The following is a 15763-nucleotide window of genomic DNA, read 5'->3' as shown; positions in this document are numbered from 1 at the left end:
CTTCTCAACCTCTATTGGAAAACAGCCAGGCGTAACGGATGACTAACGAACAATGCCCATGTGGCAGCGGCAATAGCTACGCACAGTGTTGTGAAAAACTTCACCATAATCAAGCTTACGCTCAAACCCCAGAGCAACTCATGCGCTCGCGTTATTGTGCCTTTGTAAAACAGCTGACCAATTACCTACTTAAAACCTGGCATCCCAGTACACGTCCCATGTCGCTTGACCTATCCGACTCGCCCGATTGGCTAAAATTACAGGTCATGTCCTCTGAACAAACAGGCGATAAAGGTAAAGTGCATTTCCGAGCCTTTTACAAAGAGGGTAGTGACGTGGGCTTTATGGAAGAGCACTCCGATTTTATCCGCGAACAGGGGCGTTGGTTTTACGTAAGTGGTAAAGTGAAATAACGACGCCCTTAAGAGCGTCGTTTTAGAAAGAAAGCGACAATAGCGGCGGTTATAGCTCCCATAGCCAAGGCGCCTATTGCTGACTGCATCATGTACGATGTCAGGTTAAAATATTTTTCAGCTCGGTCTTCACTCATCATGCCAGATTCAATGGCGTGATTTTTCATATTTGGAAAGAACTGCGGCGAAATAACGTAGTGAACCAGTAACTGCACAGCTGGCGATAGCACAGCGACGACAACGGCAATTTTCAGACCGCTAATAAAGCCTTGTAGCCATGTCATTTCCTGATTGGGTAATGACGCTCTTTTGTCTCGTAGCGCTAAGATATAAATGACGATTGCGACTACGGCAAACACGTTAGTAAATATAGCGTGGTACTGAATATTGTGGGTATGCAGGCCTGCCAACCTCTCAATTATCATCCACAGAATAATGGCTACTACAAAAATTAAGCCCCATTTAATTTCTTTCATAACGTTGACCTTGGTTCCGATTATTGTTGTTTAGCTTGTCTTGATAATAGCATTTGTTCAAAATACTTGTTAGATTTACCGAAAAAACAATGGTCTAGTATTTTGGAAAGACGAAAGGATGATCGCCGGTTACAGCGGCGGGAGAAACTAACAACAGCTTTGCTGGTAAAAATCAGTATCTGGGCTATTTCCATTGTTGTTATCGCTTCTGCAGTTACCTTTCTAACCACCTATAACAATGCCAGAGAGCGGGTTATAACGGTTTTACAGCAAGACTTAGCACCGACTCTTGAACGAAACCAGGCATTATTTAAGCGTATTGAAAGTAACGCCAATATTTTAGCGGACGAGTTTCTTTCTCAATACGACATAGCGCGAACTACCGAAGACATTACTCAACGGTTTGATGCATGGTATCAAGAAACCTCTCCCGGCGTTTTACGGTTAAAGCCTGAATTTAATCGCGGTATAGCGGTTAACTCTAATCACTTTGAGAACTTGAGTGCTTTTTTGGGCCCCCGAGATAAGTCAATAAGTGATGAGCTGAAAGCACGGGTTATAGCCGCTCAATTGACATTGAGCAAATTGGGGCCAGCTTGGCGGAATGATGTTGCGAACACGCATTTTTCCATGCCTGAGAATATTCTTTTAATGTATTCGGTCGACTCCCCTTGGGGACTTTTGGCCGACAAAGACTTGGTGATTACTGACTTTTCAGTGGTTAAATCAACACTTCGAAATGAAAACCCAGAGCGAACTCCTAACTGGACCGGTCTCTATTACGATATTTCTGCTGATGTGTGGACTATTACCTACCAAAAACCTATTGATTTAAATGGACAGCATTTAGCCAATGCCAGCTTTGATGTTGCTTTAGGTAGTTTGCTGAGTGATTTAACACAGAAAAAAAGGCCGAAGTCAGAACACATTGTTTTAAATGCAAAAGGCGATTTAATTGCTGCTTCAAACCTGGCGCAAGAGGCTATTGTTGAGCGCTCAACGCTTACTTCAGAAACCTATGACGAGCCTCTGTATCAGCAACTAAGTCATTTGGTAACAAGCGAAAACTGGACGAATAAGTCCTTTATCTTAGAAAACGAGATAGAAGGACAACTGCTTATTATCGATAAAATAGCTGGTCCGAATTGGTGGCACATTACCGCCTACCCATTGAGTGACATTCGTAAACAAGCGGTAGAACTTCCAATTAGATTGGTAGCGGCGGGTGTCGGCTTAGTCATACTTATTTTGTTGATGACGTACTGGCTTATTCAAAGAGAAATTAGTAAACCTTTGCACGAAGTAGCAACAGTAGCGTCATTAATGGGGCAGCGTAATTATCAGGAAGCTTTATCTCATAGAGCGGCATCTATAAAAGCCCGGGGTGAAGTTAAACAAGCGCTAGATGCATTTAAAACGATGGCGGCTCGGTTTATTGCTGCACAAAATGAGTTGGAGCAGCAGGTAGAGTCGCGCACGGCAGAGTTGGCTGAGGCTAACAAGCAATTAGACGCGCTGGCGCATATGGATGGTTTAACAGGGCTGTTTAATCGCCGAGCTTTTGACAAGGATTTGAATGCCTCTATCGAGTCAGGGAAGTCCTATTATTTAATGATGGCCGACATTGACGAATTTAAGCCATACAACGACAACTACGGGCATGAGGCGGGCGATCGTGCCCTGAAAAAAATAGCCGATTGTTTGCGCGACAAAACACCCCTGAAAGTATATCGCTATGGAGGCGAAGAGTTTGCAATAATTATCCCGGCAGCTGAACCCATTGAGCAGAAGTTGAATGAATTGCGTGATGCCATAGTCGAGCTAGCGATTACGCATGAGTACAAACAAGCTGATCTGCCTGTATTAACCTTAAGTATGGGGGCTGCGCCTGTTGAAGCCAATGAAGCGGCCGCCGATGCAATTCGGCGGGCCGACCGGCAATTATATAAAGCGAAAAATGCCGGTCGGAACTGCGTTTGTGTGCAGGAGGGGATAGTTGATAGCTAACTTATTGCCTGGGCACAAAGTACGCTCGTTGCTGATATAAAATAGACGGCAGCATCGCAAAAGCCTGGACCTTGCGGATATGCTCCGGTTGCGGTTTGCCCTCAATTGGCGCTAGTGACTGTGACGATGATTGATAGCGAAATTGTTTTACTGATTTATCGACGTGCAGCACCGTTAAACGTGGACCGTTAATATGCTGTTCCAGCCAACCATAATTGTCGCCAAATTGCATCATAGCTCGATTGGCCGGTTGCACATCGGACTGACTAAGATCCTGCCCTACCATCGGTAAGTAGGCCGATATGCCGGCAAGAGATAATAGCGTTGGCGCTAAGTCGATTTGGCTGCTGATTGCAGAAATGGTTCTTGGCTTAATATCCGAACCCAGAATGAGTCCCGGAATATGGAATTTGCTGACGGGGACTAACTCATCGCCGTAAACTCGAGTGTCGTGGTCAGCGACCACTAGAAATAATGTATTTTGCCAGTAGTCACTCTTCTGTGCTTTTTCAAAAAATTCACCGAGTGCATGGTCAGCATATTTAACCGCATTGTTGACCGTCTGCTTAGGTTGTTCTGCTAATGTAATCTCACCATCAGGGAACTCAAATGGCTCGTGGTTTGACGAGGTAAACGCAAGAGTAAACTGGGGGGCTGAGTTATCGGCTTGTGACAAGCGTTGATGTAACTTATTCAGTAAGTCTTGGTCACTAACTCCCCAGCTACCAGCAAACTGGGGAGATTCATAGTCGTCCTGGTCGATGACAGACTGAAACCCATTACCAACAAAGAAACTCGCCATATTGTCAAAGTGGGCTTGTCCTCCGTATATAAACTCAGTGTTGTAGCCTTTTCTGGAAAGCGCGTCTGCGAGCGTGAAAAACTGACGCTGTGACCCAGACAGCTTGACGGTTGAGCGAGCACGGGTTGGTAAAAAACCGGAAATTACGGCTTCGATACCTCTGACTGAGCGAGTACCGGTTGCGTAGAGGTTTTCAAACCACCATCCCTGTTTCTTTAAACGCTCAAGGTTCGGCGTTAATGGCTTACCACCGAGCGACTCAACAAAGGTCGCACCAAGGCTTTCCTCCAGAATGACCACAATATTTAAAGGTACTTTGCGCTTGGCTGAGGCAGGTTGGTAATGCACGGTAGGATACTCAGCAAATGGAAACTCTAAATTGGCTAAATAGGGCACTTTTCGTACTTCATTAATGATCTCGTCGTCAGTGAGTTTCCCGTAAACACGATTTGCCTGTGCTTCGTGCTTAAGGTTATACAGTGCGTACTCAAGGGTGTAAGTGGAGTTTAAAATTAATGAATTAACCATTGCATCGGAGGTGACCGCAAAAAATGCCGGATTGGCAGGCCGATGTGCAAGAGTCGATCGAATGCCGAACAATGTTGTAACGATTAATACTGGAATGACTGCGATTAGGTAACGCCGTTTTATGGCTCTTGGTTGGAAGTTATGTTCGGATTTCTTATACCAACGATATGAAAGGTAAACGAATACCAGTGTTGAGGCAATTCCGGTGAAAAGCCAACCAGTAAAGCCATGTATTAGGGTAGATAAAACCTCTTTTGGGTACGCAAGGTACTCAAAGAACAATCGGTTTGGGCGAGTATCATACTGCGCTAAGAATGCGGGTGTTGAGATTTCCATGAACCACAACACTAATGCACAAATCAAAAACCAGGCTGTCCATAATCGCCGCCACCACCTCTGAGCTATCGATTTGTGTAAAACCACACTTAATGGCGACAATACTAATAATGGAATCAGTGTAAAGTATCCTACTTGAATTAAGTCTGCGCGTACGCCAAGTACAATAAAGTCGAGCCAGTTAATAGCGCTGTCAACGCGCTCTGCATAGAGTCCAGCAAGTAATAAACGACAGCAGGTTAACAGCGCCAAAGTGGCTCCTGCGAAATAGGCTACTGGTTTAAACAGTGCTAGAGTTTGCCATAAGGTATTGTTAGACGTTGCTGCCCGCATAGATGTTAGCTCTTCTTTTTTACTGACTACGTGAAGAAACTAACAGGCATTCCTTAAGTAAAGCTTAAGACTGCTTTAATAAACTGTGCCGAGTATTTTAAATCAGGGGCCAGGAGAGGATAGACAATGAAGCCAGCCTATACCGGTATGACTCGAATTTGGAAAGCGACGTTTAACTCACTAAGAGGAATAAAAACTGCCTGGCGTTATGAAGCCGCGTTTCGACAGGAAGCTCTTATGTGTGCTGCTCTAATACCGGTCGCATTGCTCGTTGAAGCGTCCGTTGCAGAACGCCTGCTACTCATTATGAGCTTATTTGTTTTAGTCATTACTGAGCTACTTAATTCGGCTGTAGAAGCGGTTGTTGATCGTATTGGTGCTGAGTTTCACGAGTTGAGTGGTCGCGCAAAAGACATAGCGTCAGCTGCGGTATTCTTTGCGTTGCTGCTGTTAATAGTCACCTGGATCAGTATTTTGTTTTTCTAATTTTCTAAAAAATTTAGAACTTTTAATCAAACGCTTAAGCCATGATTTCTGACTGCAACTTAAGCTTTCCTTAAGTCTTTATTTATAAAGTGACAGCATCGAAGCTGTTTCAGCCGCTGACTTAAGGAGTAAACATATGCGTCACTGCTGGATATTACCGGATCATCCGTTACGTGAGCAGGTTGAATCATTTATTTGTGAACGTTACTGGCTTAACTTCAATGCCTGTCTACGCTCTTTGCCGCGTTTACTTATCGCTGTATTCGATGACGCTAAGCTGATTGCTGCTTGCGGAGTTCAGTTGGCTGACGAACAACCGCTATTTTCGCAGACGTATTTAACCAAACCTATTACAGGTTACCAGGTGAACTCCAGACCTCTGCCTCCCCCGGAACGCCTGGCCGAAGTTGGGTCAATGGCGGCATTAGATCCAAGTTACTTACCCTTATTATTTCGTGCGGTAGTTAGGCTTCTGAACTCGCATAACCGAACCGCTGTGATATTTACCGCCACTCGTGCGCTACAAAAGTACTTTAGTCGCTTGGGTATTGCATTAACAGCATTAGAAACCGCGCAACAAAGCGCGTTACCTGAGTCAACACGTGACCTCTGGGGGAACTACTATCAGCATCAGCCGGTGGTGTTGGCCGGGTGGTTAGAGCAAGGCTGCGTTTTTGAGCAACTTATTACGACACAAGATTCAAATCATATCTCTGTTCGCGAGGTTGCCTTATGAATACTTTGTTCGAACGAATACAGCAGCACGCGTTAACTGCTCCTGATGCAATTGCACTGTCCTCTGAACAGCAAAAGTTGAGTTACCAATCGCTTGTAGACGCGGTTTATAAGCGAGTTGAGCAACTTAATCAGCAACCTCAGAGAATCTTTCTTTTACAAAACCCAGACTCTATTGCGTGGGTGATTGAAGACTTAGCGCTCATGCTGGCTAATAAGGTTTGCATACCGGTACCGCCATTTTTCAGTCAGCAACAGCAGTCCTACTTACAGAAAAAGGTAAGTGATAACAAACCGCTTCCGTCTGGAACATCAAAAGTTACTTTTACTTCAGGTAGTACCGGCGAACCCAAAGGTGTCTGCTTATCTGTCGAAAACCAACTGAACACGGTTGCTGCTTTGGCTGAGCGTGTTGCTGAGGTTAGTGTCAATCGCCACATGGTTATTATGCCGTTATCTATTCTTCTGGAGAATATTGCGGGTGTTTATCTGGCATTGTGGCTAGGAGCAGAAGTTCTGCTTTTTAAAGGCGAAACACTAGGGCTGAAAGGCTCGTCATCAATACACGCTAATACGCTCTTTTCAGCATTATCTCACTATCAACCCGATAGCTTAATTCTCACGCCGGCGTTGCTTAATGCTCTTGTCGAAGGAGCTAAACGCGGGACTATTGATGCGAAACAGTTCAAGTTACTCGCCGTCGGTGGTGCTCGTCTGAGTGCAACACTTGAACGACAAGCGCTGACGTTGGGGCTGCCAGTTGTTCAGGGGTATGGGTTATCTGAATTCAGTTCGGTGGTTGCGCTGAATGCGCCCGCTGCGGTCGTGCCAGGAACGGTTGGACACCCTCTGAACCATGCCGTTGTCACAGTACGCGACGGTGGTGTGGTCGTCAGAGGAAATACCATGCTGGGTTATTGGGACAACCCTGACAGCTGGTTTCCCAGCGAGATTAACACGGGTGATTTAGGGCAGTTTGATGAAGACGGGCGATTAATCATTTTAGGGCGTCGAAAGCACATCATTGTGAATGCCTATGGCCGTAATATTGACCCTGAGTGGCTAGAGGCGGAACTGTGCAGTCAGCAAGCGATTCACCAAGCGGCAGTATTTGGCGATGAAGAAATACCGCTGACAGCGTTGGTGGTGCTGACGAGTCCTTCAACAGCTGAGCAGGTTAGTTCGGTTATTTATCAGGTCAACCAACAGCTTCCGGACTACGCGCGCATTCAACGTTATGTTGTTTTGAAAGAACCTTTCACGGTCAGCAACGGTTTGTTAACCGGCACCGGGCGCTTACGACGTCTCGCTATCAAAGACGCTTATCGGGTTGCTATTGACCCTACAACTTATTCATCTGCTAACGAGGTATACGATGATGTTCTTTAATACTTTATGCGAACAAACCCAAAACGAACAACGCTATTTACTGAGCGCGCCTGCCATTCAACAAGCGTTGCAGGGTGAGATAACCATAGAAAGATATCGTGCTTTTTTAACTCAGGCTTACCACCATGTTAAGCACACCACGCCATTATTAATGCGTTGTGGCAGCAAACTATCGTTTCGGGATGAGTGGCTGCGTAAAGCAGTCATCGAGTATATCAATGAAGAATACGGTCATGAACGCTGGATACTTAATGATATTAAGGCGGCTGGCGGTGACGTTGAAGTCGCGCAGTCGAGTGAACCACATACATCAACCCAAGCGATGGTATCACTGGTTTATCAAGCTATCGACAATGAGCACCCTGCGGCATTTTTCGGCATGGCGCATGTGCTGGAAGGCACTAGCGTTAAGCTGGCAACACAGGCTGCGGGAAAAATAAAAGACGCACTGCAACTACCGGATTCTGCGTTCAGCTATTTACTGTCGCACGGTGACTTAGACCAGGAGCATGTGCAGTTTTTTGAACAGTTGATGAACCAAGTGACCGATGAAAAAGCTCAGCAAGTCATTGTGCGTACAGCGAAGCATGTTTATCGGCTTTACGGTGACATGTTTCGCGCTCTTCCTGAACTGGCAGGAGAGCCGCTATGAGTCAGTTTAACTGGCAACAGCAAACTATTGTACTAACCGGTGCGGCGGGCGGACTTGGTCAAGCCCTTGCAGAAGCACTGAGTCAACGCGGGGCCAGGCTTATTATGGTAGGACGCACCATTGGCACGCTTGACGCTCTGGCAAAGCGGCTTAATCAGACGTCATTTGTGGCTGACTTGACTCAACAGAGTGAACGTGTGCGGCTGCTTAAATTTATAACAGAGCAGGGCGCAGCGGTAACCGGATTAATTAACAATGCCGCAGTCACTCATGAAGGCTTGTTCGGTAATGCTACTGCCGATGATATTGAGCGTGTCATTACTACGAACTTAATGGTCCCCATTGCATTGACTCATGATTTTCTGCCGGTGTTAAGCGCCAATAAAGGTTGGGTTTTAAATGTCGGCTCGGTATTCGGTGCTATCGGTTTTCCGGGGCAAGGCCTTTACTGTGCCAGCAAATTCGGCTTGCGAGGCTTTAGCGAAGCGTTGAATAGGGAGTTGCTGAACAGCGATATTAATGTGATGTACGCAGCCCCACGTGCCATTAAGACCTCACTGAATAATGGTTTGATTAGCCGATTAAATACAACACTAAAAACGAAACAGGATGCTCCGCAGCGGGTTGCGCAGCAGCTTGCCACGCAAATAGAGAGACAGTCGTGGTTGCGAACACTCGGATGGCCGGAGCGGCTATTTGTTCGCCTAAACGGGCTGTGGCCTGAACAGGTAGGACGGAGTTTAAAAAAAGCACGAGATACTTTATATCAATTACTTGAGGAATACCGCCATGAAAAGCACTAAATTATACGCATTTGTTCTAATCGGTTTATTGGGGCTGCCAGCGTTATCAGCTGAATTTAATAGCAGCGATAACAGTCAGCAACGCTTGCATGACCTTCAACAGCGCTGGGCAACGGTGAACTACCAATTAGAAAATGACAAACAAAAGCAAGAGTTTGAAGCGCTTGTCGCAGATGCTCAGCAGTGGGTTGAGCAAGAACCTGAGTCCGCCCCCGCACATATATGGTTGGGTATTATTAAAAGCACTTACGCAGGTGCAAAAGGTGGGTTAGGAGCGCTGAGTCTGGCGAAAGAGTCGAAAAAGTCGCTGGAGAAAGCGCTTGAGTTAGATCCGAATGCGCTCGATGGTTCAGCTTATGCCTCTCTGGGTACCTTGTATTACAAAGTCCCGGGTTGGCCGTTCGGATTTGGTGACGATGATAAGGCACAGCAACTGCTTGAAAAAGCCTTAACAATTAACCCCGATGGCATTGACCCTAACTACTTTTACGCGGATTATTGGTTTGAGCAGGGCAATTACGCAAAAGCAGAGCATTACGCTCAAAAAGCATTGAAAGCGGCTCCCAGACCTGAACGACCATTAGCGGATGAAGCACGTCGTGCAGAAGTGAGTCAGTTGTTGGCTAAAATACAACGCGAACAATAAATAGTAAGGATAATAGCTACATGGATCTATTGTTGGTCGAAGATGATGCAATGCTCGGACAAGCCGTTGAACTTGGTTTGTCCGAGCGGCAATTTAACGTGCAATGGGTTCGTACTGGTGCGGCAGCGATTAGTGAGAGTCAGCGAGTTAATTATGATGTCGTTGTTCTTGACCTGGGGCTGCCGGATTTAGATGGTAGTCGCGTATTGTCCTCCTTGCGTAAAAAAGGACAAGTGCTGCCGGTACTAGTGCTGACAGCGAGAGACGACAGCGCAGAAACTGTGAAGCTGCTGGATCTTGGTGCTGATGATTACATGATAAAGCCTTTTGATATGAACGAGCTTGCAGCGAGACTGCGCGCTTTAGTAAGGCGTCAACGAGGGTATGCGACACCAGAGTTGAGTTGCGGGCCTATCAGCCTGGATGAGCTGAATTTTCAGGTGCTTGTTAATCAACAGCCAGTGAACTTGTCGAAACGTGAATTTGAGCTGTTGCGTGCAATGATGGCTGCGCCGGAACGGGTTCATAGTCGTGATAAGTTAGAGCAAATCGTTTTTCGTAATGAGCAGCAGGTAGAGAGTAATGCGTTGGAAGTGCATGTCCACAACTTGCGCAAAAAGCTTGGCAATAAGGAATGGATTCAGACCATTCGCGGCGTGGGGTATCGTTTAGCATGTGGCTAAAGAGCAGGGTAAAAACGAAACTCAACTCGATACGTCGGCGAATCCTTGTCGCTGTCTCTGCGGTTTATTTGTTAAGCGCGACGGTATCTGCCATATGGATTTACGCAGAAATAAGTCACGAGGTTGATGAGCTATTTGATGCAGAGATGGTTCAGCAGGCAAAAACGCTATTGGCGTTGTTGCCGAGTGATGGAGCTGGTGTAGCGCGTGACATAACGATTAGTCGTATAAATGCGCATTCATACGAAGACAAGCTCTCCTATCGTATTGAGACGATTGACGGTAAGCGCATAATGCAAACGGAAGGATCTTTGGATCCCTCTGTTATCCCTTTTAAAGAAGGCTTTTCAGTTAAGACGGTAGATAATGAACTTTGGCATAGCTTCGGTTTGAGTTCGCCGGCTAGAGATTATCGTATTCTTCTCTTACAGCAAGATGAATTTCGTTCTGAAATACGTAGTGATCTGACGACCGATATGGTTGTGCCCATTTTAACCTTATTACCGTTAATGTTGTGGTTAGGTTGGTGGACTATAAACCGAAATTTTGCCAGCTTCAGAAGGCTGGCAGAAGCACTTAGACGCAAGCGCTCTGACGATTATAGGCCGTTCATTGAGTCGAATGACACCGAGGAAGTGTCGTTGGTGAAAGGCGCGTTAAATCATTATCTGACGCGTATCGAGCAGACATTTTTGAGAGAAAAACAGTTTTCTGCGGATGCCGCGCATGAGCTCAGAACGCCACTGGCCAGCCTGAAAGCGCAGTTGCAGAATCAGTGGCAAAAAGCTTCTACTCAGCAGCAAAAAGAAGAGCTGGAATCGCTGTTAGCCAGTACGGATAGATTAGTGAGTCTGGTCGAAAGTCTACTTTTACTCTCCAAGACGGAGTTACCGCCGCAGCATTGGAGACAAGTCAACGCTGCCGCTATTCTTCGACAAGTCATTTCGGATTATTACCAGTGGGCTGATTCGCGGCGGTTAGTGATGGATGTGGATCTTCCCGACACCGTCTTATGGCGCTCAGAAGAGCGTTATCTAACGATGTTATTCAGTAACCTTGTTGATAATGCGATTAAATATGCAGCACCTCAATCATCGATTGACGTTCAATGTGATGGTTCTCTCTTTACAATATGCAATCGTATTGAAAAATCCCACCACGTTGACGCTAAGCGGCTGACCGAGCGTTTTTATCGTGGTGGGCAGTTGAGAGAAGAAGGCGCTGGGTTAGGTCTGAGTATTGTCAGTAATTTAGCCAAACAGTTAGGGTTAAAGTTGACTCTTGCTCTTGAAGACGATTGGTTTGTTGCAAAAGTTGAGGCTGATCAAGCATTGCTTGAAAAGCCTGTAATCTCCAGAAAGCCTTAATGTTGGCTTAATATTGTCCTGTTACTCTGAAGTTAATGACTAGAAGGAGTAACATTATGGATAGGCATTATTCACCATTATCGCGCATATTGCACTGGCTAGGCGCCATGGCAGTTATTGTCATGCTGACACTCGGGTTTATGATGTTTTTTGCCGACTCCCGGGAGGTAAAACATTTTTCTGAAGCTGCCCACATTGGTGTTGGCTTTTTTGCCTTCTTATTAATAGGCTGGCGCAGTGTATTACGACTGTATCAGGGGTTCCCTGAGCCGGCCCACACTTCCACAGAAAGGGTTGCCAGATACCTTCATTACGCTCTGCTATTAACAATGCTGGTTTTAATTGTAACGGGACCACTGTATTTATTTACTGAAAATGATCCACTGTCAGTTTTTGGTTGGTTTGCCGTATCATTTGACTTAAGAGTTCTCGAATGGATTCATGAGCCTGCAGAGGAAGTGCACAAGGTGCTGGGTACTTATATACTGCCGTTGCTATTGATATTACATATTGGTGGCGGGGGTCGCCACTTCTATAAACACCGTGCTTAACTCGCGTTACTTTTCACGAGTTAAGCCGCTATCAGTAGTAAGAAGGCTATCACTTTAACGCTGAGATATTTTCAGCCGTTAATTCAATAATGCGTTGTCGTGCTTCTGGAGAGGTCCAGGCGTTATGCGGCGTTACAATGAGGTTCAAGGGCTCATTTAACGCATCTAGCAACGGATGACCGTCTTTTGGCGGCTCTTGCGGAAGAACGTCCGTTGCATAGCCGCCAATTTGGCCTTTCCGTAATGCGTCCAGCACGTCGTGCTCGTTTGCAACGCCACCTCGGGCATTATTAATGACTAAAGTGTGAGGCTGGCAATGCTTGATATTCTGGCGGTTAAGCAAGCCTTTTGTTTCGTCGGTGAGCGGGCAATGAAACGAAATAACGTCGGCTTCAGGCAATAGCTCATCAAAACTTGGGCGCGAGTCGTCTGTTTTACCCGGTCGAGCGGTAAAGGTTACGCGCATACCCAATGCTTCAGCCTGTTTTTTTACCGCTTGCCCAAGTTCACCCGAGCCGACAATCACTAAATGCTTGCCTTCTAGTTGATAAGTAGGCGGGTCAAGCAGAGTAAATAAAGGGGACTTTTGCCAGTCGCCAGCGGCCATACGTTTTTGCATTACCGGCATTTTGGTGGCCAGCGACAGCATCATCATTAATGTGTGCTGAACCACACTGGGCGTTCCGTAAGCTTCGACATTTTTAACGGGGATACCAAGCTTTTCAGCAGCTTTTAAGTCGATATTATTCATACCTGTAGCTAGCACACAAACGAGCTTTAACTTTTCTGCCTTCTTTAAAGAAGCTTCGTTCAGCACCACTTTATTGGTAATAACAATGTCAGCGTCTTTAATACGCTCATCGACTTGTTCGGGCGAAGTCAGTGAATGGCAAACCAGCTCGTTGACCTGATTTTCAATAGGAGATAAATCAACGCCTTCACCCAAACTGTCGTTATCTAAGATTACCGCTTTCATAATGACTCCTACTGCAAACAATAATTACTGGTTTTAGCGATAGCTTATCATTAACTCCAAGTTTTGCTGGTACTGGTGAGGAAGAAATATTAAGCTTTCTTCCTCAATTCAAACAAACTGATATTGCAAAACGTGCTCTATTATAAAAACAACAAAGCACTTATTTCGCTGCTAAAAAACATTAAAAGGCAAGTGTCATTAAGCCGCTCCCGGCAGGAGCTGGACGCAGTTATTTCTGAGCTCAAATGTTTTTCTGGTAGTTATCAATTTAATACAAAAGTCTATTGGATTATTTTTACCGTCGTCTTATTAGCAACAGGGCTACTGAGTTACTGGGACTGGTCTCAGCGACAGTACTTCCAGCAAAGTACCTGGATTATTATTGCGGCCGGCGGGGCATTAACGTTGCTTTCCGGTATTACCGCTTATTACCCGCATCATCTTATGGCGAAAGTGTCTCATGCTTTGTTACAGCGCGACGGCTTGCTCGATAATAACCTTACGCCGGTCACTTTTAATGGGAAAGCGACAGCGCGCCAGTTTCAACAACGTTTTAGTGAGTTTCACCGAGGTAATTACAGCCGTGAAATTCAAGAGCTGTTTAAAGGCAGTTATCAGGGCGATGAATACTCGTTTGAGTACTATTACTACCATTTTCACTACGTCGATGAGCGTATTGTTACTGACACCTACACTGACAGTAACGGTCGGGTAAGAACGCGCACCCGTCGTGAATATGATCATTATGATCGCTATGGTTTGATTTTACCTTTTGGCTTACTGCGTAATTTTGCGGTTATTGGCTTTAACCTACCCGGGGCAGGTAAAGCAACTTACAAGCCTGCATCTAACCGGTTTAATAAAGTATTTAAGGTGGTCGCTGCTAGTGAGATTGAAGCGGCTAAAGCCATGAAACCAACGGTTGTTGTCGCTTTTGAAGAGCTTAGCAATGTATTATCGAAAGTAAATTTTGAAGTGAATGATGCGGCTGACTTATGTCTCTCATTTGCTGACAAGGATCTTATTGCAACGCCGAATAAGGTTAAAATAAGTGAGTTTGAGGCTTTTATCGAGGCATTAGAAGGCGAGCAGGAGTTTGAAAAATTAAAGGCAGCACTGAGTCATGTTCACTATGTGATGACTAAGCTGGACAGTAACTTTTAGGAGCACGTCAATGACTGGAATGTGGATAGCTATTGGTATCGCGGTAGTTTTGGTTATCGCTATTATTGCCATTTACAACGCGATTATTAACCGGGCGAATGCGGTTGAGAGAGCCTGGGCGAACGTTATTACGCAGGAACGCCAGAAAAATAAAATCATTCCTCATTTAGAAGATGTGGTGAAAGACTACAAAGAGTTTGAGCAGGGGACACTGACCAAAGTCACTGAACTTCGCAGCGCGCTTCAAGGTTTAGATAGTGGCAAAGTCGATACAGCGAAGCTTGAACAGGCAGAAGCCAAAACTGGCGAGTTACTAAAAAGCTTAAATGTGACGGTTGAAAATTACCCTGAGTTGAAAGCGTCAGAAACCTACCAGAAACTCATGCGCGAAATTACTGACCAACAGGAGAACATTGGCGCGGCCATTCGTATTTTTAACCAGAACGTTGAAGACTTTAATAACGGCATTGAGGTTTTCCCGAACTCACTGGTGAATGCCATGCTGAACCGTAAAGAGAAGATAAAAACCTTCTCCGACTCTCAGGCAGAAGAAGGTTTTGAATATAAGCCTAATATTTAGCTCTGGGTTGCGTAAAAGAACTGCAAATAGCGTTAGCGAATTTCTGATTTGATGCTAATTTTATGAGTACTCAAAGCGTTAAAAAGGAAACGGTATGAAGAAGTTAGCGTTATTAACGGTAATGACATCTCTCGCCTTAGTCGGCTGTGAGAATATGAGTAACACTCAAAAAGGTGCGACGATTGGCGCGGTGACAGGTGCTTTATTAGGAAAAGGCACGGGTGACCACGATAAAAGTCGTTATGTCTGGGGGGCTGCTGTTGGTGCGTTAGCAGGTGGTGCTATTGGTTCCTATATGGACAAGCAGGAAGAAGAGTTTAGGGAAGAGTTGGCCGATAGCGGCGTTAAAGTCATACGTGAAGGCGATAACATTCGTCTGCAGCTACCAAGCAACATAACCTTTGCTACCGGCAGTGCAACCATTTCGCAAAGCTTCAACCCGGTTTTAGACGACGTTGCCCGAGTGCTGCAAAAGTATGAAAAAACCACCATGCTTATTCAGGGGCATACGGACAGTACGGGTACTGCTGAATACAATCAGCAGCTTTCTTTAAACCGAGCGAACGCAGTACGTAACCACTTGGTTGGTAACGGTGTTGATACCCGTCGTGTGACAACTGAAGGTTACGGTGAAAGTCAGCCAGTAGCAGACAACGACACGGAAAGCGGTCGTCAGCTAAACCGTCGTGTTGAGCTAAGAATTGTTCCCAATACCAAATAAACTTATGCGTTAAAGACTAACGCTGAAACTCCAGAAGTTGATTGTTTGCCGGCATAGTATGGGTGTTTTTCAAATGAAACCCATGCTGGCTGGCAAGCTTTGCAATCCATTGTTT

At 45.6% G+C, this 15763-nt stretch carries 17 protein-coding genes; 14 read left to right on the top strand and 3 right to left on the bottom strand.

The window, feature by feature from the left end:
* The first annotated feature begins 38 nt into the window (after positions 1 to 38).
* Positions 39 to 413, top strand: coding sequence for a YchJ family protein (locus tag B3850_RS04120; protein ID WP_286875786.1), 375 nt, complete (start codon positions 39 to 41; stop codon positions 411 to 413).
* 8 nt (positions 414 to 421) lie between these two features.
* Here B3850_RS04120 and B3850_RS04115 read toward each other — a convergent pair whose 3' ends face one another.
* On the bottom strand, positions 422 to 889 hold the full coding sequence (locus B3850_RS04115; protein ID WP_286911421.1) for a DUF4199 domain-containing protein: 468 nt from the start codon (positions 887 to 889) through the stop codon (positions 422 to 424).
* 102 nt (positions 890 to 991) lie between these two features.
* Between B3850_RS04115 and B3850_RS04110 the strand changes: the two genes are divergently transcribed.
* Complete coding sequence (locus B3850_RS04110) at positions 992 to 2896, top strand: diguanylate cyclase domain-containing protein (RefSeq protein ID WP_286875782.1); 1905 nt, start codon at positions 992 to 994, stop codon at positions 2894 to 2896.
* A gap of 1 nt (position 2897) precedes the next feature.
* On the opposite strand, the gene B3850_RS04105 is transcribed toward B3850_RS04110, so the two are convergent.
* Positions 2898 to 4895, bottom strand: coding sequence for an LTA synthase family protein (locus B3850_RS04105; protein WP_286875780.1), 1998 nt, complete (start codon positions 4893 to 4895; stop codon positions 2898 to 2900).
* Between the two features lie 126 nt (positions 4896 to 5021).
* On the opposite strand from B3850_RS04105, the gene B3850_RS04100 reads away from it, so the two are divergent.
* The 9 genes from B3850_RS04100 (at position 5022) to B3850_RS04060 (ending at position 12207) form a co-directional block, all read left to right on the top strand.
* Entirely contained in the window at positions 5022 to 5381 is a 360-nt protein-coding gene (locus B3850_RS04100) for a diacylglycerol kinase (RefSeq protein ID WP_054487232.1), read from the top strand.
* Positions 5382 to 5517: 136 nt separating this feature from the next.
* Positions 5518 to 6117: a thermostable hemolysin gene (locus B3850_RS04095; RefSeq protein WP_058578908.1), complete on the top strand. Its 600-nt coding sequence runs from the start codon at positions 5518 to 5520 to the stop codon at positions 6115 to 6117.
* A complete protein-coding gene (locus B3850_RS04090; protein WP_286875777.1) occupies positions 6114 to 7505 on the top strand; it encodes an AMP-binding protein in 1392 nt (463 codons plus the stop codon). The genes B3850_RS04095 and B3850_RS04090 overlap by 4 nt, the downstream gene beginning before the upstream one ends.
* Entirely contained in the window at positions 7492 to 8157 is a 666-nt protein-coding gene (locus B3850_RS04085) for a TenA family transcriptional regulator (protein WP_058578909.1), read from the top strand. The genes B3850_RS04090 and B3850_RS04085 overlap by 14 nt, the downstream gene beginning before the upstream one ends.
* Positions 8154 to 8960: an SDR family oxidoreductase gene (locus tag B3850_RS04080; RefSeq protein WP_058578910.1), complete on the top strand. Its 807-nt coding sequence runs from the start codon at positions 8154 to 8156 to the stop codon at positions 8958 to 8960. Before B3850_RS04085 ends, B3850_RS04080 begins: the two co-directional genes overlap by 4 nt.
* Positions 8947 to 9606: a tetratricopeptide repeat protein gene (locus B3850_RS04075; protein ID WP_058578911.1), complete on the top strand. Its 660-nt coding sequence runs from the start codon at positions 8947 to 8949 to the stop codon at positions 9604 to 9606. Before B3850_RS04080 ends, B3850_RS04075 begins: the two co-directional genes overlap by 14 nt.
* Positions 9607 to 9626: 20 nt before the next feature.
* Positions 9627 to 10289, top strand: a complete 663-nt coding sequence (locus B3850_RS04070) for a response regulator (RefSeq protein ID WP_058578912.1) — start codon at positions 9627 to 9629, stop codon at positions 10287 to 10289.
* Complete coding sequence (locus B3850_RS04065; protein WP_286875772.1) at positions 10280 to 11656, top strand: histidine kinase dimerization/phospho-acceptor domain-containing protein; 1377 nt, start codon at positions 10280 to 10282, stop codon at positions 11654 to 11656. The genes B3850_RS04070 and B3850_RS04065 overlap by 10 nt, the downstream gene beginning before the upstream one ends.
* Before the next feature lie 56 nt (positions 11657 to 11712).
* A complete protein-coding gene (locus tag B3850_RS04060; RefSeq protein ID WP_058578913.1) occupies positions 11713 to 12207 on the top strand; it encodes a cytochrome b/b6 domain-containing protein in 495 nt (164 codons plus the stop codon).
* A 49-nt stretch (positions 12208 to 12256) separates the two neighbouring features.
* On the opposite strand, the gene B3850_RS04055 is transcribed toward B3850_RS04060, so the two are convergent.
* Positions 12257 to 13183 carry a D-2-hydroxyacid dehydrogenase gene (locus tag B3850_RS04055; RefSeq protein WP_286875770.1) on the bottom strand — a complete coding sequence of 309 codons (927 nt, stop codon included), beginning with the start codon at positions 13181 to 13183 and terminating at the stop codon, positions 12257 to 12259.
* A gap of 192 nt (positions 13184 to 13375) precedes the next feature.
* On the opposite strand from B3850_RS04055, the gene B3850_RS04050 reads away from it, so the two are divergent.
* From B3850_RS04050 to B3850_RS04040, 3 genes are all read left to right on the top strand, one after another.
* A complete protein-coding gene (locus B3850_RS04050; RefSeq protein ID WP_286911420.1) occupies positions 13376 to 14347 on the top strand; it encodes a hypothetical protein in 972 nt (323 codons plus the stop codon).
* A gap of 10 nt (positions 14348 to 14357) precedes the next feature.
* A complete protein-coding gene (locus B3850_RS04045; protein ID WP_058578916.1) occupies positions 14358 to 14927 on the top strand; it encodes a LemA family protein in 570 nt (189 codons plus the stop codon).
* Between the two features lie 94 nt (positions 14928 to 15021).
* Complete coding sequence (locus B3850_RS04040) at positions 15022 to 15648, top strand: OmpA family protein (RefSeq protein WP_058578917.1); 627 nt, start codon at positions 15022 to 15024, stop codon at positions 15646 to 15648.
* The last annotated feature ends 115 nt before the right edge of the window (positions 15649 to 15763 follow it).

Origin of the sequence: Idiomarina sp. UBA4520 (assembly GCF_002388365.1) — a bacterium.
GTDB classification, from domain to species: Bacteria; Pseudomonadota; Gammaproteobacteria; order Enterobacterales; family Alteromonadaceae; genus Idiomarina; species Idiomarina zobellii.
The sequence above is the reverse complement of the archived record's forward strand: the minus strand, read 5'-3'. Positions and strand labels throughout refer to the sequence as shown.

Excerpts from the sequence above, each read along its gene's own strand:
- B3850_RS04060 (WP_058578913.1), top strand. The coding sequence starts at position 11,713 with ATGGATAGGCATTATTCACCATTATCGCGCATATTGCACTGGCTAGGC.
- B3850_RS04040 (WP_058578917.1), top strand. The coding sequence starts at position 15,022 with ATGAAGAAGTTAGCGTTATTAACGGTAATGACATCTCTCGCCTTAGTC.
- B3850_RS04090 (WP_286875777.1), top strand. The coding sequence starts at position 6,114 with ATGAATACTTTGTTCGAACGAATACAGCAGCACGCGTTAACTGCTCCT.
- B3850_RS04100 (WP_054487232.1), top strand. The coding sequence starts at position 5,022 with ATGAAGCCAGCCTATACCGGTATGACTCGAATTTGGAAAGCGACGTTT.
- B3850_RS04075 (WP_058578911.1), top strand. The coding sequence starts at position 8,947 with ATGAAAAGCACTAAATTATACGCATTTGTTCTAATCGGTTTATTGGGG.
- B3850_RS04105 (WP_286875780.1), bottom strand. The coding sequence starts at position 4,895 with ATGCGGGCAGCAACGTCTAACAATACCTTATGGCAAACTCTAGCACTG.
- B3850_RS04045 (WP_058578916.1), top strand. The coding sequence starts at position 14,358 with ATGACTGGAATGTGGATAGCTATTGGTATCGCGGTAGTTTTGGTTATC.
- B3850_RS04070 (WP_058578912.1), top strand. The coding sequence starts at position 9,627 with ATGGATCTATTGTTGGTCGAAGATGATGCAATGCTCGGACAAGCCGTT.
- B3850_RS04080 (WP_058578910.1), top strand. The coding sequence starts at position 8,154 with ATGAGTCAGTTTAACTGGCAACAGCAAACTATTGTACTAACCGGTGCG.
- B3850_RS04115 (WP_286911421.1), bottom strand. The coding sequence starts at position 889 with ATGAAAGAAATTAAATGGGGCTTAATTTTTGTAGTAGCCATTATTCTG.
- B3850_RS04055 (WP_286875770.1), bottom strand. The coding sequence starts at position 13,183 with ATGAAAGCGGTAATCTTAGATAACGACAGTTTGGGTGAAGGCGTTGAT.
- B3850_RS04065 (WP_286875772.1), top strand. The coding sequence starts at position 10,280 with ATGTGGCTAAAGAGCAGGGTAAAAACGAAACTCAACTCGATACGTCGG.
- B3850_RS04120 (WP_286875786.1), top strand. The coding sequence starts at position 39 with ATGACTAACGAACAATGCCCATGTGGCAGCGGCAATAGCTACGCACAG.
- B3850_RS04085 (WP_058578909.1), top strand. The coding sequence starts at position 7,492 with ATGATGTTCTTTAATACTTTATGCGAACAAACCCAAAACGAACAACGC.
- B3850_RS04095 (WP_058578908.1), top strand. The coding sequence starts at position 5,518 with ATGCGTCACTGCTGGATATTACCGGATCATCCGTTACGTGAGCAGGTT.